The 14,977-nt window shown below is 70.3% G+C and carries 12 protein-coding genes; 8 read left to right on the top strand and 4 right to left on the bottom strand.

Features of this window, described 5'->3' with window-relative positions; genetic code table 11:
- The 5 genes from ASC93_RS18355 to ASC93_RS18335 all read left to right on the top strand — a co-directional run.
- A partial coding sequence (locus ASC93_RS18355) for a hypothetical protein (protein ID WP_162251920.1) occupies positions 1–270 on the top strand: 270 nt, incomplete at its 5' end.
- The gene (locus tag ASC93_RS18350) at positions 270–1,652 is read left to right on the top strand and encodes a TolC family protein (RefSeq protein ID WP_056445462.1); all 1,383 of its coding nucleotides are present in this window, start codon (positions 270–272) and stop codon (positions 1,650–1,652) included. The genes ASC93_RS18355 and ASC93_RS18350, both read left to right, overlap by 1 nt.
- Complete coding sequence (locus ASC93_RS18345; protein ID WP_056445458.1) at positions 1,649–3,028, top strand: multicopper oxidase family protein; 1,380 nt, start codon at positions 1,649–1,651, stop codon at positions 3,026–3,028. The genes ASC93_RS18350 and ASC93_RS18345 overlap by 4 nt, the downstream gene beginning before the upstream one ends.
- 97 nt (positions 3,029–3,125) lie before the next feature.
- A complete protein-coding gene (locus ASC93_RS18340) occupies positions 3,126–5,213 on the top strand; it encodes a TonB-dependent receptor (RefSeq protein ID WP_056445448.1) in 2,088 nt (695 codons plus the stop codon).
- Positions 5,214–5,425: 212 nt separating this feature from the next.
- Complete coding sequence (locus ASC93_RS18335; RefSeq protein WP_157201997.1) at positions 5,426–5,827, top strand: hypothetical protein; 402 nt, start codon at positions 5,426–5,428, stop codon at positions 5,825–5,827.
- Between the two features lie 149 nt (positions 5,828–5,976).
- Here the strand turns inward: ASC93_RS18335 and ASC93_RS18330 are convergent, their stop codons facing one another.
- Genes ASC93_RS18330 through tssF form a run of 3 tightly spaced genes read right to left on the bottom strand, consistent with a single transcriptional unit; the run spans position 5,977 to position 11,347 of the window.
- Positions 5,977–8,409: a heavy metal translocating P-type ATPase gene (locus tag ASC93_RS18330; protein ID WP_056445443.1), complete on the bottom strand. Its 2,433-nt coding sequence runs from the start codon at positions 8,407–8,409 to the stop codon at positions 5,977–5,979.
- 53 nt (positions 8,410–8,462) lie between these two features.
- Positions 8,463–9,485, bottom strand: a complete 1,023-nt coding sequence (tssG, locus tag ASC93_RS18325; RefSeq protein ID WP_056445441.1) for a type VI secretion system baseplate subunit TssG — start codon at positions 9,483–9,485, stop codon at positions 8,463–8,465.
- On the bottom strand, positions 9,476–11,347 hold the full coding sequence (tssF, locus tag ASC93_RS18320) for a type VI secretion system baseplate subunit TssF (RefSeq protein WP_229412778.1): 1,872 nt from the start codon (positions 11,345–11,347) through the stop codon (positions 9,476–9,478). Before tssF ends, tssG begins: the two co-directional genes overlap by 10 nt.
- Before the next feature lie 101 nt (positions 11,348–11,448).
- On the opposite strand from tssF, the gene ASC93_RS18315 reads away from it, so the two are divergent.
- A complete protein-coding gene (locus ASC93_RS18315) occupies positions 11,449–12,159 on the top strand; it encodes a glutathione binding-like protein (RefSeq protein ID WP_056445437.1) in 711 nt (236 codons plus the stop codon).
- A gap of 18 nt (positions 12,160–12,177) precedes the next feature.
- On the opposite strand, the gene ASC93_RS18310 is transcribed toward ASC93_RS18315, so the two are convergent.
- Positions 12,178–12,906 carry an SDR family oxidoreductase gene (locus ASC93_RS18310; protein WP_056445434.1) on the bottom strand — a complete coding sequence of 243 codons (729 nt, stop codon included), beginning with the start codon at positions 12,904–12,906 and terminating at the stop codon, positions 12,178–12,180.
- Positions 12,907–13,199: 293 nt separating this feature from the next.
- Here ASC93_RS18310 and ASC93_RS18305 point away from each other — a divergent pair, with 293 nt between their 5' ends.
- Together ASC93_RS18305 and ASC93_RS18300 are read left to right on the top strand one after the other, a co-directional pair.
- Entirely contained in the window at positions 13,200–13,949 is a 750-nt protein-coding gene (locus ASC93_RS18305; RefSeq protein ID WP_082548144.1) for an SDR family oxidoreductase, read from the top strand.
- Positions 13,950–14,012: 63 nt separating this feature from the next.
- Positions 14,013–14,900, top strand: a complete 888-nt coding sequence (locus ASC93_RS18300; protein WP_056445993.1) for a LysR family transcriptional regulator — start codon at positions 14,013–14,015, stop codon at positions 14,898–14,900.
- Positions 14,901–14,977: the final 77 nt, after the last annotated feature.

The following is a 14,977-nucleotide window of genomic DNA, read 5'->3' as shown; positions in this document are numbered from 1 at the left end:
GACGACCACGCCGAACCCGCGCCGGCAACCGGCCCCGCCATGTCCATGCCCATGCACGAACATCACGCCGGCATGGACATGGGCGCGATGCCGTCCATGGCCGCCGGCGGCATGAAAGGCATGCAGTGCATGGCCGGCGGCGGCGGCAAGAAAAGCTGCTGCGCCGGCATGGATATGAAAGACGGCGGCACGTGCAGCGGCCACGGCGACACGGGTGCGCAGCCGGCCGCGTGCAAGCCGGGCTGCTGCGGCCACAAGGAAGCGCCGTGATGCCGCAAGTACGCCTGCTGCCGGCGGCGGCCGCGCTGGCGCTGCTCGCGGGCTGCGCGACGGTCACGCCGGACGGCGGCTTCGACGACGTCGCCGCCACGACGCAGGACCGCACCGGGGTGACGCCGCAACTGACGCGCGACGGCGCCGGACAGGGCGCGCTGCCGCCGTCGTTGCGGGCGCTGCCCGTGTTCGCGGCGGGCGCGCCGCTGGACATGGACACGGCCGTGCGCATCGCCCTCGTCAACCATCCCGGCCTGCAGGCCGCGTACTGGAACGTGGGGATCGCCCAGGCCGACCTGGCCCAGGCCGCGCGTCCGCGCAATCCCTCGTTCGACTTCAAGCGCCTCGCGGGCGGCGGCGCCCTCGAGATCGAACGCGGCATCACGTTCGACCTCGTCGGCATGCTGACCGCGCCGCTGGCCGCGCGCATGGAGGCGCGCCGCTTCGAGCAGGTGAAGCGCGAGGTCGGCGCCGCCATCGAGCGCCACGCGCTCGAAACGCGCACTGCGTGGATCGAGGCGGTGGCCGGCAGGCAGGCCCTCGACTATGCGCGCCGCGTGCAGGCAGCGAGCGAAGCCGGCGCCGAACTGGCCGGCCGCATGGCCAGGGCGGGCAACACGAACCAGCTCGAACTGGCGCGCGAACAGCTCTTTCATGCGCAGGCCGCAAGCGACGTCGCGCGCGCGGCCAGGCGCGCGACCGCCGCGCGCGAGCGCCTCACGCGCGCGCTGGGCCTGTGGGGCAAGGACGCCGGCTACGCGCTGCCCGACCACCTGCCCGACCTGCCGGCCGCGCCGGCGGAACTGGCCGACGTCGAACGCATCGCGCTGGAACAGCGCCTGGACGTGCAGGCCGCGAAGGCCGAGGCGTCCGCCACCGCGACGGACCTGGGCCTCACGCGCACGACCCGCTTCATCGACGTGCTCGACGCCGGCTATGCCGACAAGTCGGACACCGGCGCGCCCAGGCAACACGGCTACACGCTGTCGCTGGAACTGCCGCTGTTCGACTGGGGCGGCGCGCGCGTCGCACGCGCCGAGGCCACGTACATGCAGGCCGTGAACCGCGTGGCGCTCACCGCCGTCACGGCGCGCAGCGAGGCGCGCGAGGGCTATCTCGCCTATCGCAACGCGTACGACGTGGCGCGGCATTATCGCGACACGATCATCCCGCTGCGCAGGAAGATCGGGCACGAGGTCCTGCTGCGCTACAACGGCATGCTGGCCAGCCCGCAGGACCTGCTGGCCGACGCGCGCGCACAGGCGGAGGCGGTCGGCGCCTACATCGAGGCGCTGGACGCCTTCTGGACCGCCCACGCCGCACTGGAAGCCACGCTCGGCACCCGATTGAACCCGCAGAACAAGGACAAGGCAGAATGACCAGCCGCAGAAATTTCATCACCGGCGCGGCCGGCGCCATGGTGGGCGCCTCGCTCGTGTCGAAGGCCGGCGCGGCCGCCATTCCGGAAGCGCCGGTCCAGGCCTCGGCCGCGACGCAGCCGCCGCAGCATCCAACGAGCGGCCGCCCGTACAATCCCGTCGTCACGCTCAACGGCTGGAGCCTGCCGTGGCGCATGAAGGACGGCGTCAAGGAATTCCACCTCGTGGCCGAACCCGTCGTGCGCGAGATCGCGCCCGGCATGAAGGCGAACCTGTGGGGCTACAACGGGCAAAGCCCGGGACCGACCATCGAGGTCGTGGAAGGCGACAAGGTGCGCATCTTCGTGACCAATAAACTGCCGGAGGCGACGACCATCCACTGGCACGGCCAGATCCTGCCGAACGGGATGGACGGCGTGGCGGGACTCGTGCAGCCCGCCATCGCGCCCGGCAAGACCTTCGTCTACGAATTCGTCGCGCGCCATGCGGGCACCTTCATGTACCACCCGCACAGCGACGAGATGACGCAGATGGCGATGGGCATGATGGGCTTCTGGGTCACGCACCCGAAGGATCCGCGCCGGCAGGCCGTCGACCGCGACTTCGTGTTCCTGCTGAACGCGTACGACATCGCGCCCGGCAACTACACGCCGAACGTGAACACGATGCTCGACTTTAACCTGTGGACCATCAACAGCCGCGCCTTCCCCGGCACCGACCCGATGGTGGTGCGCAAGGACGACAAGGTGCGCATCCGCATGGGCAACCTGACGATGACGAACCACCCGTTCCACATCCACGGCCACCGCTTCGAGGTGACGGGCACGGACGGCGGCTGGATTCCGCCGTCCGCGCGCTGGCCCGAGGTGACGGTCGACATCGGCGTAGGCCAGATGCGCGCCATCGAATTCGTCGCGGACAATCCGGGCGACTGGGCCTTCCACTGCCACAAGTCGCACCACACGATGAACGCGATGAGCCACGATATGCCGACCCTGATCGGCGTCGACCAGGCCGGCGTCGCGCAGAAGATCAACGACCTCGTGCCCGGCTATATGACCATGGGCGACAAGGGCGGATCGATGGGCGGCATGCAGATGCCGCTGCCGGAAAACACGCTGCCGATGATGGCGGGACGCGGCCCGTTCGGGAATATCGAGATGGGCGGCATGTTCACCGTCATCAAGGTACGCGAGGGACTGGCGCGGGGCGACTACCGCGATCCCGGCTGGTACCGGCATCCGGCCGGCACGGTGGCGCGCGAGTGGACGGGCGCGGTGCCGGAGGCCGTGGATGCGCCGGCCGCGCCGGCGCAGGGTGAAGTCATCGGGACCGCGCGGCGCAGAGAAAGCAGCGGCGGCCACCAGGGCCACTGACCCGCACGTCACGCCGAACAGGGCGCCGGTCACACACCGTCTTCGACACGGTCGAATGTCCCCGACAATCCGGTTCAACGGAATGAAAGGACATGGTGTGCAGAAGACGATACGATCGGCGATCCTGTGCGACCTCGCCGCGCTGCCGGTGACGGCACGCGCCGGCGACGGCGACGGCGATCCCGGCGCCCCGACGGTCACCGTCACGGCGAAGAAGGCGGCGGTCGCCAGAAAACTCGACAAGACCGTCTACCAGGTTGCCGACACGCCGCGGGCAGCCAACGGGTCGGCGCAGGACGTGCTGCAGGCGACGCCGGAGGTCTCGGTCACGGCCGACGGGCAGATCGCGGTCAAGGGCAATACCCAGGTCACGGTCCTCGTCGACGGCAAGCCGACGGCGATGCTGTCGGGGTCCGGCGAAGAACGCGCGCTGGCGCTGCAGACCATGAGCGGCGCCGACATCGCGAGCGTCGAAGTCATCACGAATCCGTCCGCCGCGTATCGCGCCAACGGCGGCGCGATCCTGAATATCGTCTTGAAGCGCAACCGCAAGCCCGGCGCGCACGCGCAGGTCCAGGGCAGCGCCACGGACCAGGGCCTGTGGAACGCCGGCGCGTCGGGCGACGCGACCCGGGGCCGGTTGAGCGTGCACGGCAACGTGGCGTACCGCCATGACGGCACGCTGAAGATCCGCCGTTCGAGCGTCGACTGGAATAATCCGGCCGCGGGCCAGTCCGCACAGGCACTGCAGGCGTCGCGGGTGTTCATCCGGCGCGTGGTGGACAGCGCGGCGCTGGGCGCCGATTACGCCCTGAGCGACGCCGACAGCGTCAGCCTGTCGGCGCGCCATAACGAACGGCGGTCGCGTCCCTTGTTCGACGTCCTCAACGAGACCAGTACCGGCGCCGCCACGACCACCTTTCACCGCATCTCCAACGGGCCGAACGAGCAGTCGGACGACAGCGCTAACCTGAGCGTCAGCCATCAGGGCGACGGCGCGGCGCTCAAGGCGACGGTGCAGCACAGCGCGACGGTGGGCCTGGTCGACAAGTCGTATCGCGACGTATTCGTGGAGCCCGCGCGCGCCACCGACTACAGCCATGGTGCGACCCGGTCGGCGCGCCGCCTCGACCAGGCCACCGTCGACTGGACCGGCGCGGCGAAACACGGCCAATGGGGCATGGGCCTGGATCTACGGGACCAGACCGACGCCATCGGCAACTACCAGGCGCGGGTCGATCCCGCGACGGGTGTCGAGACGCCCGATCCGGCCACGACCAACGGCTACACCGTGACGACGGCCCTGCGCGCCGTCTACCTGACGGACCGGATCCGGCACGGCAAATGGGAAGCACTGCTGGGCGGACGGGCCGAACGCATGGCGCTGCGGGTGAATCCCGCACAGGGCAGCGCGCGGACCGGGCACTGGCAGGCCTTCGATCCGAGCCTGCACCTGAAGTACGCGGTCGGCGACGACGCCGACCTGACGCTCGCCTATCGCCGCAGCCTCCAGATGCCCGATCCGCGCGACCGCAACCCATTCACCACCTATGTCGACGCGCAGAATCTGAGCCGCGGCAATCCCGGCCTCGGGCCGCAGCGCCTGACCGCATGGGAGATCGGCGCCCATGCCGGCACGGCGCACCTGGACGGCAACGTCGGTGCGTTCTACCGCACGAGCCGCGATACGGTGACGGACGCGCGCAGTTTCGTCGACAACGTGCTGGTCACGTCGAAGCAGAATGGCGGACAGGCCCGCTCGGCCGGCATCACGGGCTCGCTCGACTGGACGCCGGATGCGACGCTGCGCCTGGGCTTGGACGGCGGCGCATATCGCGTGGTGCTCGATACGCCCGATCTTGCCGGCGCCGTGCGCCAGGACGGCGTCTCCGGCTACCTGAACGTCAGGGCGGCGTACCGCGTCGGCCGCGACGACGTGGCGCTCGATGCGCATGGCCAGTCGGCCGCGCTCGCGCCGCTGGGCCGCCGCGGTGCGACCAGCAGCGTGAACCTGACGTGGAAGCATGCCCTGAGCAAGACGCTCGGCCTGACAGTCAACGCGAACGACATCTTCGACGGCAGCGCACGCGCCTATCGGACCGACACGAGCACGTTCCACCAGGTCGGGTTCGACCATTTCGTCGCCCGGCGGATCTATGTCGGCTTCGTCAGGAAAATCGAGTGACCAGGCGTCGACCAATTAATATTGGCGACAATCTGCCGGAAAATCGCAACGGCATTTCTTTACAATGACCGGCACGATGAACGTCAACTTTTGCGATGTGGCCGCCGCACTTCGTTTTCGACATCGGCATCGCAAGGGGCGAGCAACGGTTGACGAAAATGCCGGGCGCAGCCGAAGAGAAACGAAATAATCCATGCCGGGCATACGCTCAGATGAAATACCTGAAACACGTTTTCCCGTTACTACTCGCGGCCTGCTCGATCGACCCGGCAGCAACCAATGATTACGCTGGACTTGGCACGAGCAAATTGGCCACCCAGTTGAAATATTCGATGTTCCTGGGCGAGACAGCCGTGGACCGGAGCATTGGTGACCTGGTCAATGTGCCCCGGGTTCTGAATGCCGCCGATCCCCTCGCGGCGCTCAACGCGCTCGGTTTCACCTGTCCGGCGCCGCCAGCGGCAGTCTGCTCGTACGACGGCAGTGCAAAGTCCGTCATCGTTAGCGCGGATCGCAAGGACACGCGGAAATTCACGACGAAGGTGCATATCCAGGCACGCCTGGAAAATCATGGGGTGGACATAAATAGTCGACTCCAAAAAATCGATTTTTGACCGGGCCGCATGTGCAAATGGTCGAAGCCAGCCATCCAGCGTCACAGGCCCCCATCCAACGAACATCCGACCCGCCGCTGTCGTGATGCCTGTCGTGCGGCACCGCCATTCGGTGCCGGCACGAATTCGGCCGATAACGCCGTGTCAGGTCAGGCGCCGCGGGCCGTCACCGGATACCCGGCCGCATCGATCGCCTGCGCGATCGCGTCCAGGTCGGCGGTGCTCTCGACCTTGACTTTCCTGGTCGGCAGGTCGACCTCGACCTTCGCGTCCTTGTCGATCGCCTGCACCGACTTGGTGACGCGGCCCACGCAGTGGCCGCAGCTCATGTCTTCGACAGTCAATTCATACATCGTGTGTGCTCCTTGTACTTGGGGCAGGTCCGCCCCGTTGGTTGAAATCGTATCGTCAATGGCCGGACGCGGCGCCGGCCGCCAGCGCCGCAGCAGCAGCGCATTGGTGACGACGCTGACGGAACTCAGCGCCATCGCCGCCCCGGCCAGCACGGGGTTCAGCAGGCCCAGCGCCGCGACGGGAATGCCGACGACGTTGTAGACGAAGGCCCACATCAGGTTCTGGCGGATCTTGCGCCACGTGCGGTCCGAGATGTCGATGGCGTCCGCCACGAGCAGCGGGTCGCCGCGCATCAGGGTGATCGCGGCCGTGTGCAGCGCGACGTCGGTGCCGCCGGCCATGGCGATGCCGACGTCGGCCGCCGCCAGCGCGGGGGCGTCGTTGATGCCGTCGCCCACCATGCCCACCTTGTGCCCTTCGCGCATCAGGCCGCGCACGACGTCGGCCTTGTCCTGCGGCTGCACGTGCGCGACCCAGCGCGTGAGCCCGAGCGCCTGCGCGACGGCGCGCGCGCTGCCTTCGTTGTCGCCGCTCAGCATCATGCTGTCCACGCCGAGGGCGCGCAGGCGGGCGATGGCCGCCTGGCTCGTCGGCTTGAGGCGGTCGCCGAATGCGAGCACGCCTTCCACGACGATGGCACCACCGTCGTCGCGGGCCAGCCACGACACGGTGCGGCCGTCGGCCTCGTGGCGCGCGGCCGCGGCGGCCAGCGCGCCCGGCAAGACAGCGCCGGCGCCGATCTCGTCCAGCATGCGGCGGTTGCCGAGATAAACCGTGTCGCCGTCCACGCGGGCGCGCACGCCGCGGCCCGGCAGCGCGGCGGATTCCGTCGCGGGCGGCGCGGCCACCGCGCGCGCCGCGGCCAGATCCGTCACGGCGCGCGCCAGCGGATGCGCACTGCCCTGCTGGACGGCCGCGGCCAATGCCAGCAGCCGGCGCGTGTCGCCGCCTTCCAGCGCGACCACGCGCGGACGGCCTTCCGTCAGCGTACCCGTCTTGTCGAACACGACCATCTCGAGCGCGTGCGCCGTCTCCAGCGCTTCCGCGTCCTTGATCAGGATGCCGTGGCGCGCGGCCGCGCCCGTGCCGACCATGATCCCGGTCGGCGTGGCGAGACCCAGCGCGCACGGACAGGCGATCACCTGCACGGCCACCGCGTTCAGCAGCGCGTGCTGCCAGTCCCCGGTCGCCAGGCCCCAGGCCAGCAGGGTGACGAGGGAGATCAGCAGCACGACGGGCACGAACACGGCGCTGACCTTGTCGACGAGCCGCTGGATCGGGGCCTTGGCGGCCTGCGCGTCCTCGACCATGCAGATGATCCGGGCCAGCATGCTGTCCGCGCCGACCGCGGTCGCCTCGACCAGCAGCAGGCCCTCGCCGTTGACGGCGCCGCCCGTGACGCGGTCGCCCGTGCCCTTCGCCACTGGCAGGCTCTCGCCCGTCAGCAGGGATTCGTCGAGATGGCTGGCGCCTTCCATGACGCGGCCGTCGGCCGGCACGCGTTCGCCCGGCCGCACGACCATCAGGTCGCCGGCGCGCAGGTCGTCGAGCGGAATCGTCACGTCGCGGCCGGCGCGGCGGACGATGGCCTCGGCGGGCCGCAACGCCTCCAGCGCGCGGATCGCGGCGACGGTCTGGTGCCGCGCGCGGCCTTCCAGCCATTTGCCGAGCAGGACGAGCGTGACGACGACGGCGGCGGATTCGAAATACAGGTGCCCGCCGCCCGCGTACAGCAACTGGTACAACGACGGGAAGTACGCGGCCGACGTGCCGATCGCGACGAGCAGGTCCATATTGCCGGCGCCAGCGCGCACGGCCTTCCAGCCGGCCCGGTAAAAGCGCGCGCCGAGCCAGAACTGGACGGGCGTCGCCAGCAGGAGTTGCAGCCAGCCGGGCAGCATCCAGTCGATGCCGAACGGCGCCAGCAGCATCGGGGCGATGAGCGGAACGCTGAGCAGCGCGGCCACGGCGACGGGCCACCAGGTGGGCAGTCCCGGCGCCGCGGGCGCCTCGGCCTTGGCGCTGCCCGCCGGCCGCGCCGCGTAGCCGGCCCGCTCGACGGCGGCCACGATGGCCGCGAGGTCCAGCCCGTCGCCCTGCACGGCCGCGCGTTCCGTCGCCAGATTGACGCTCGCGTCGCGCACGCCCGGCACGGCCTTGATCGCCTTCTCCACGCGCGCCACGCACGACGCGCAGGTCATTCCGCTGACATCGATGTCGATCCCCATACTGTTTCTCCCGTGATGACCGACACAGGATATGCCTTCCCACGATGGGAAGGTCAAGGGGATTTTGTGGCGGACAGGGGCGGCAGCGGGTCGAGCGGACGGAGTTCGTAGCAAAGGTCGGCGCGGTCGGCCGCGGCGGGGGCGCTGAGCAGATAGCTGTCCAGGCCGAGCCGGCGGCCCGCCGCCTCGAGCTGCACCGGTCCCAGGTCGGCCTGGCGCAGCACGAGCACGATGTCGTAGGCGAGCGTCGGGACGGCGAACAGGCCCAGCAACGTGCGCAGCGCGCGGGCGCCCGCCGCGCCGGGCAGGAAGTGGTCGTAGCGGGTACGGTCGAGGGGGCCGATGCGCACGCGCACGCGCAGGTCGGGGCGCCAGCTGCGCGCGCCCAGCAGCGCGCGCCGGCCGAGCAGCGCGCGGTTTTCGAATTTTGTGCCGAGGGCGCTCTGTTCGGACACAGCCAGCCGATCCCAATGGCCGACGCCCTCCTGCACGCGCACGGCCACGCCGAAGTGGCTGGACAACACCCGGCCCAGCACGACCGCCGACACGGGCCGCCGGCGCAGCAGGCCCGCGAACGCGGCCAGTGCGGTGTCCGGGACGCCGTCCCGCGCGAACGCCGCGCCGCCCGGCACGCCCGCCAGCGCCAGCAGCAAGGGGAGAAACCCGTCGCGCGGGCCGGTCACGAGGTGCTCGACCCGGTATTTCTGCCACGCGCCGTACCACAGCGCGAGCATGCGCGTGCTGAACATGTCGAGGAAGGCGCGCGCGGCTTGCGCATCCGGCGCGTCCGTCGGCAGCCCGAGCAGGCGCTCCGTCACGTGCAGCGGCAGCGCCCCGTGCGCGCCCAGGAGGCCCATGAAGCTGGGCGTCAGGCGGTAGCCGTCCGGCTCCCGCGCCGCCCCCTCCAGTTGGCTGGGCGGGAACGAGAGCGCGACGCTGTTGGCGAAGCGCAGGTGGCGCGCGAGCGCGCGGCGCGGGGGGATGCCGCGCTCGTCCAGCGCCAGCAGCAGCAGGCGCACGGCCTGCACGAAGTCGAAGCGCTGGGGCTCGGCCAGCAGGCGCGCGATCAGGTCCATCCGCCGCCGCTGGTCCGCGGAGCGCAGGCGAGGATTTCGCGGCCGGTCTGGTGCGACACGACCTGCAGCCGGGTGAAGCAGTTGAGCTGGCCGTTCAGGGCAAAATAATGGTCGAGCACCTGCACGAACGGATACAGGCCGGTGCCGGCGAACGCGTCCTCGTCGACAGTGAGACGGATGCCGATGCCGGGCGTGAGGCTGGCGACGGGCGCCGCGCCGACCCACGCGCGCACCGTGCCGTGTTCCAGCCCGACGATGCCGGCAATCTGGCGCTGCGCCACGGGCGAGCGCGGCAGGTCGTACAGCACGAGCATCTTTTGAAAGTCGGCCAGGCCGGCCATCGTCAGGCCGGCATGGTTCATGGCCAGGTGGGCGATCAGGCGCCAGTGCGTACCGCGCGTGCCGGCGAAGCGCCAGCTGGGCGTGGGCTTGCGCAGCATGCGGATGGGGGCCAGGGCCGACAGCTCGTCGCTGCGCAGGTCGCCCTGCGGCTGGCCATACGGCAGGCGCGACGGCACGTCGCGGTTGCTGCACGTCAGCTCGGTGGAGAGCGTCGCGCCGGCCGCGTCGAGCGGGTGGAAATCGCCGTCGACGAGGGCGATGCGCATCTCGTGGCCGGGACTGACGGCGGCCGTCGCGTAGTCGCGCCGCGCGATCCAGTAGTGCGCCGCGTCCGCCCTGCCCGCGCCCCCGGACGAAGCGTCGCCCGGCGCGGCGTCGCCCGGCGCATACAGGGGCGCGAACGGGGTCACGGTGCCCGTGCCTTCGCGCACGAGGCGCACCGCGTCCACGCTGTGGATCTCGAACGCGGCCGCGTGGGCGCCGTCGGCCAGCAGCGGGTAGTCGGCGCTCGTGTAGGCGAGCTGCAGCGGCGCCCCGGGCTTGGAAAACAGATTGATGACGGGCGTGCATCCGGGCAGCAGGTTGCGCGCGTCCAGCCCGGCCAGCAGGCGCGCGCCGTCGGAATCGGGGGCGATGCCGGACAGCGCGACATGCAGCGTGAACCGGCGGCAGCGCGGCGGCAGCAGGTCGCCCAGCGCCGCCAGGTCGACGTCGATGAAATTGAATTTTTCCGGATAACAGAAATACTCGGTCAGCAGGCGCGGCGCCGGGTGCGAGCGCGCGGGATACGGCAGCATCGCATCCTCGTCCGCGAGGCCGGCCAGCCGCAGCGGCACGCGCGCGAGCGGCAGCCAGCCCTTGTCGCCTTCCGGCTGCAGCCAGGCGGAGGCGGCGCGCAGGAACAGCGCGTCGATCAGCGCGGCGCGGGTCGACGCGTCGCCGTCGGCGAACAGGCGCAGCGCCGGCGGCAGGCGCTCCGGAAAGCCGCCGCGCGCCGTCTCGATCGTGAGGCTGATGCCGCAGGCGCTGTTGCTCGCTACCTTGCGCGGCGCGCGCAGTGCGCTTGGGACCTCGAGCAGCGGCACGAACGCGAGCCGCGCCACGGTGAGCGGCGCCAGCAGCACGTCGTAGACGGTGCGGAACAGGCATGGCGCATCCGTCCCGGCGCTGGTGCGCAGCATCGTGCCGCGCGCGAGCAGGAACGGCTTTTCCGGCACCTCGGCGGGCGCGCGGTAGCCCACCTGGACGACGGAATACGACGGCAGCGGCCGCAGGTAATGGGGATACAGGCTGTCCAGCAGCGCTTCGGTGAACTTGGGATAATCGTCGTCGAGGCGCTTGTTGATCCGCGCGGACAGCAACGCGACGGACTGGATGAGGCGCGCGACGCCGGGATCGTCCCAGGTGTCGCCGGTCACGTGCAGGTCGCTGGCCGGCTTGGGATAGCGGGCGCGGAATTCGCGCGCGAACTGGCCGAACAACCCCAGCTCTTCCTCGTAGTAGCGCAGCAGCTCGTCCATGGCTCCCCATCGTTGCCCAAGACCAAGATGTATGCTCCCACCCTGCGCAAAACCGTATCTTGAGTACAATCAATGCAAACCAACCGACAGGAGAATCGTCCGTGACCGACCTGAACCAGTTCCTCATCACGCAGAAATGGCCCGCGCAGCACCCCGACCGCCTGCAGCTGTATTCGCTGCCGACGCCGAACGGCGTGAAGGTGTCGATCATGCTGGAAGAGATCAAGCTGCCGTACGAGGTGCACCGCATCGCGTTCGACAAGAACGAGCAGACGAGCCCGGAATTCATGGCGCTGAACCCGAACAACAAGATCCCCGCGATCATCGACCCCGACGGCCCCGGCGGCAAGCCGCTGCCGCTGTTCGAATCGGGCGCGATCCTGCTGTACCTCGCCGAGAAGACGGGCAAGCTGCTGCCCGCGGACCCGGCGCGGCGCTACGAGACGATCCAGTGGCTGATGTTCCAGATGGGCGGCATCGGCCCGATGTTCGGCCAGCTGGGGTTCTTCCACAAGTTCGCCGGCCGCGAATACGAGGACAAGCGCCCGCGCGACCGCTATGTGCACGAGGCGAAGCGCCTGCTGGGCGTGCTCGACGCGCACCTGCGCGGCCGCGACTGGATCATGGGCGACGAGTACACGATCGCCGACATCGCGACCTTCCCGTGGGTGAACAACCTGATCGGCTTCTACGATGCCGGCGAGATCGTCGGCTTCGACCGTTTCCCGGAAGTGGGCCGTGTGCTGGAAGCGTTCCGCGCCCGCCCGGCCGTCGCCGAAGGCCTGCAGATTCCGCGCGCGCCGGCCGCGTAACCGGGCTCGGGACGGCGCTCAGGACAACGTGCGCAGGTCGGCGATGACTTCGGCCCCGAAACCGGCGCCGAGCAGGTAGTCGACCAGGTGCTCGGCGCATTCGTCGGGATCGAGGAGCGCGCCCGTCTCCTTGAGGTCGACGAAGCGCTGGCGCATGGGGAAGCGTTCCTCGGGCACGGCGCGGATCTCGGCCTGCATGCCGGTGTCGATGACGCCCGGCGCCAGGCTGCAGATACGGACGCCCCGTTCGCGGTCCAGCGCGACGGCGCGCGCGTGGTGGTCGAGGGCGGCCTTGGTGGCGCAGTAGACGCTCCAGCCCGCGTACGGGCTGCGGCCGGCGCCGCTGGAAATGTGCAGGATGCGCCGCTGCGCCCCGTCGCTGGCGCGCACGACGGCGGCCGCCAACGCCATCGGCGCCGCCACGTTCAGCTGCACGGCGCGCAGCACGGCCTGCGGGTCCTGCGCGTCGAGCGGGCCGACCGGGCTGACCATGCCCGCATTATTCAGCAGCAGGACGGCGCCGGTGCCGTCCAGGTAGGCGCCGAGCGCGCCGCCCGCCAGCCAGCCGGACAGCGCGACGCTGTCGGCCAGGTCGAGCTCGATCTCCTCGAACAGGTCGGGATACGCGTCCGCCAGCTCGGGCGCGCGGCTGCGCGCCAGGCCCAGCACGGGCACGCCGCGCGCCAGCAGGTTGCCGGCGAGCGCGGCGCCGAGGCCCCTGGTGTGGCCGGTGATGATCGCTTTCATGGTGGTCTCCCTGGTGCCCGCCGCGGGCCGCCCTGCGCGGGCCGACGCCGATACAGGAAATGTTAACCCAAGGACCGGGGCGCGGCCAATCGTGCGCGGATTTCTTGCGCGGTATGCGCGCCCGGCGCAGCCCACAGGCAGGGCTGCGCGGCCGGACCCACGGTTCGCCCGGCAACGTGCCCGTGTCCGCCGATTGTTGTTTGAAACGAAATTATGAATACACCACAAACCTGATTATCTTCCAACAGAAATCAATCATCATGACCTTACTGTCAACCAACCAAGAGGTCACCATGAACCAGCAAGCCCAGCCAACCACCCGCGTCGCCCTCGTCACCGGCGCCTCGCGCGGCATCGGCGCCGCCGTCGCCAAACGCCTCGCGGCTGACGGATTCGCCGTCGCCGTCAACTACGCCGGCAACGAAGCGGCCGCCAACGCCACCGTCGCCGCCATCGAACAGGCCGGCGGCCGTGCCATCGCGGTCCGGGCCGATGTCGCCCGGGTCGCCGACGTGAAAGCGATGTTCGCGACGATCGAAGAACGGCTCGGCCGCGTCGACATCCTCGTCAACAACGCCGGCATCCTGCCGTACGTGACCATCGCCGAGACGAGCGACGAGGTGTTCGAGCGCACCATGGCCATCAACGTCACGGGCACGTTCAACACGATGCGCGAGGCGGCCGCGCGCCTGAACGGCGGCGGGCGCATCGTCAACTTCTCGACGAGCGTGCTGCACATGGCGCCGCCGACCTACGGCGTGTACGTCGCCACCAAGGGCGCCGTGGAAGCGCTGACCCGCGTGTTCGCGAAAGAGCTCCGCGGCCGCGACATCACCTGCAACGCGGTGGCGCCGGGACCCGTCGCCACCGAACTGTTCCTGGACGGGAAGTCCGACGAGCAGATCCGCCAGGCCGCCATGATGTCGCCGCTGGGACGCCTGGGCGAGCCGGACGACATCGCCGGCGTCGTGGCCTTCCTGGCCGGTCCGGACGGCGGCTGGGTCAACGGCCAGGTCCTGCGCGCCAACGGCGGCATCGCGTAAGGCGACCGGCCTGCGCGCGCACCGTATAATGCCGGCCGGGAGGTGGCACGCATGGCGACGCAGATGGACCGGTTCCAGGAGATGCAGATTTTCGTGCGCATCGTGGAGCGCCGCAGCTTCACGCAGGCTGCCGAGGATCTCCTGATCCCGCGCGCCACCGCCACCAACGCCATCAAGCGGCTGGAAAACCGGCTCGGCACGCGGCTGCTGGAACGCACCACGCGCGCCGTCGCGCCCACGCAGGACGGCGCCGCGTACTACGAACGCTGCGTGCGCCTGCTGGCCGACCTCGACGAGGCGGAGGATGCGTTCCGCGGCAGCGAGCCCGCCGGCCTGTTGCGCGTGAACCTGCAGCCGACGCTGGCGCGCTACTTCGTGTTTCCCGCGCTGCCCGCGTTCCTCGCCCGCTATCCGCGCATCCAGCTGCACGTGGGCGAGGACGACCGCCTCGTCGACCTCGTGCGCGAAGGCGTCGACTGCGTGCTGCGCGCGGGCCAGCTGCACGATTCGTCGATGGTGGCGCGGCGCGCGGCCGACCTGGAACAGGTGACGGTGGCCAGTCCCGCCTACCTGGACCGCCTGGGCGTGCCCGCGGCGCTGGCCGACCTCGCGCGCCACCAGGCGGTCCATTACGTGTCGACGGCGACGGGCCGGCCGTATCCGCTGGAATTCATGACGGACACGGGACTGAAACTGGCGACGCCGCCCGGCGTCGTCTCGGTCACGGGCACGGAAGCCTATACGGCGGCGGCCCTCGCGGGCCTGGGGCTCGTGCAGGTGCCGCGCTACCGCGTCGCCGAACAGCTGGCGGCGGGGCAGCTCGTCGAGGTGCTCGCGGACGTGCCGCCGCCGACGATCCCCGTCTCCGTGCTGTACCCGCAGGCGCGCCAGTTGTCGGCCCGCGTGCGCGTGTTCGCGGACTGGCTCGTGCAGCGGTTCAGGACGGCTTGACCTTCCCGGCGGCAACGCCGCGCCAAGCTCGTGCCTCCAGTTTGCCGACCGTGGCAGAATGTGTCTGAACCGACCCG

Source organism: Massilia sp. Root335, from assembly GCF_001425685.1.
Taxonomy (GTDB): domain Bacteria; phylum Pseudomonadota; class Gammaproteobacteria; order Burkholderiales; family Burkholderiaceae_D; genus Telluria; species Telluria luteola.
The sequence above is the reverse complement of the archived record's forward strand: the minus strand, read 5'-3'. Positions and strand labels throughout refer to the sequence as shown.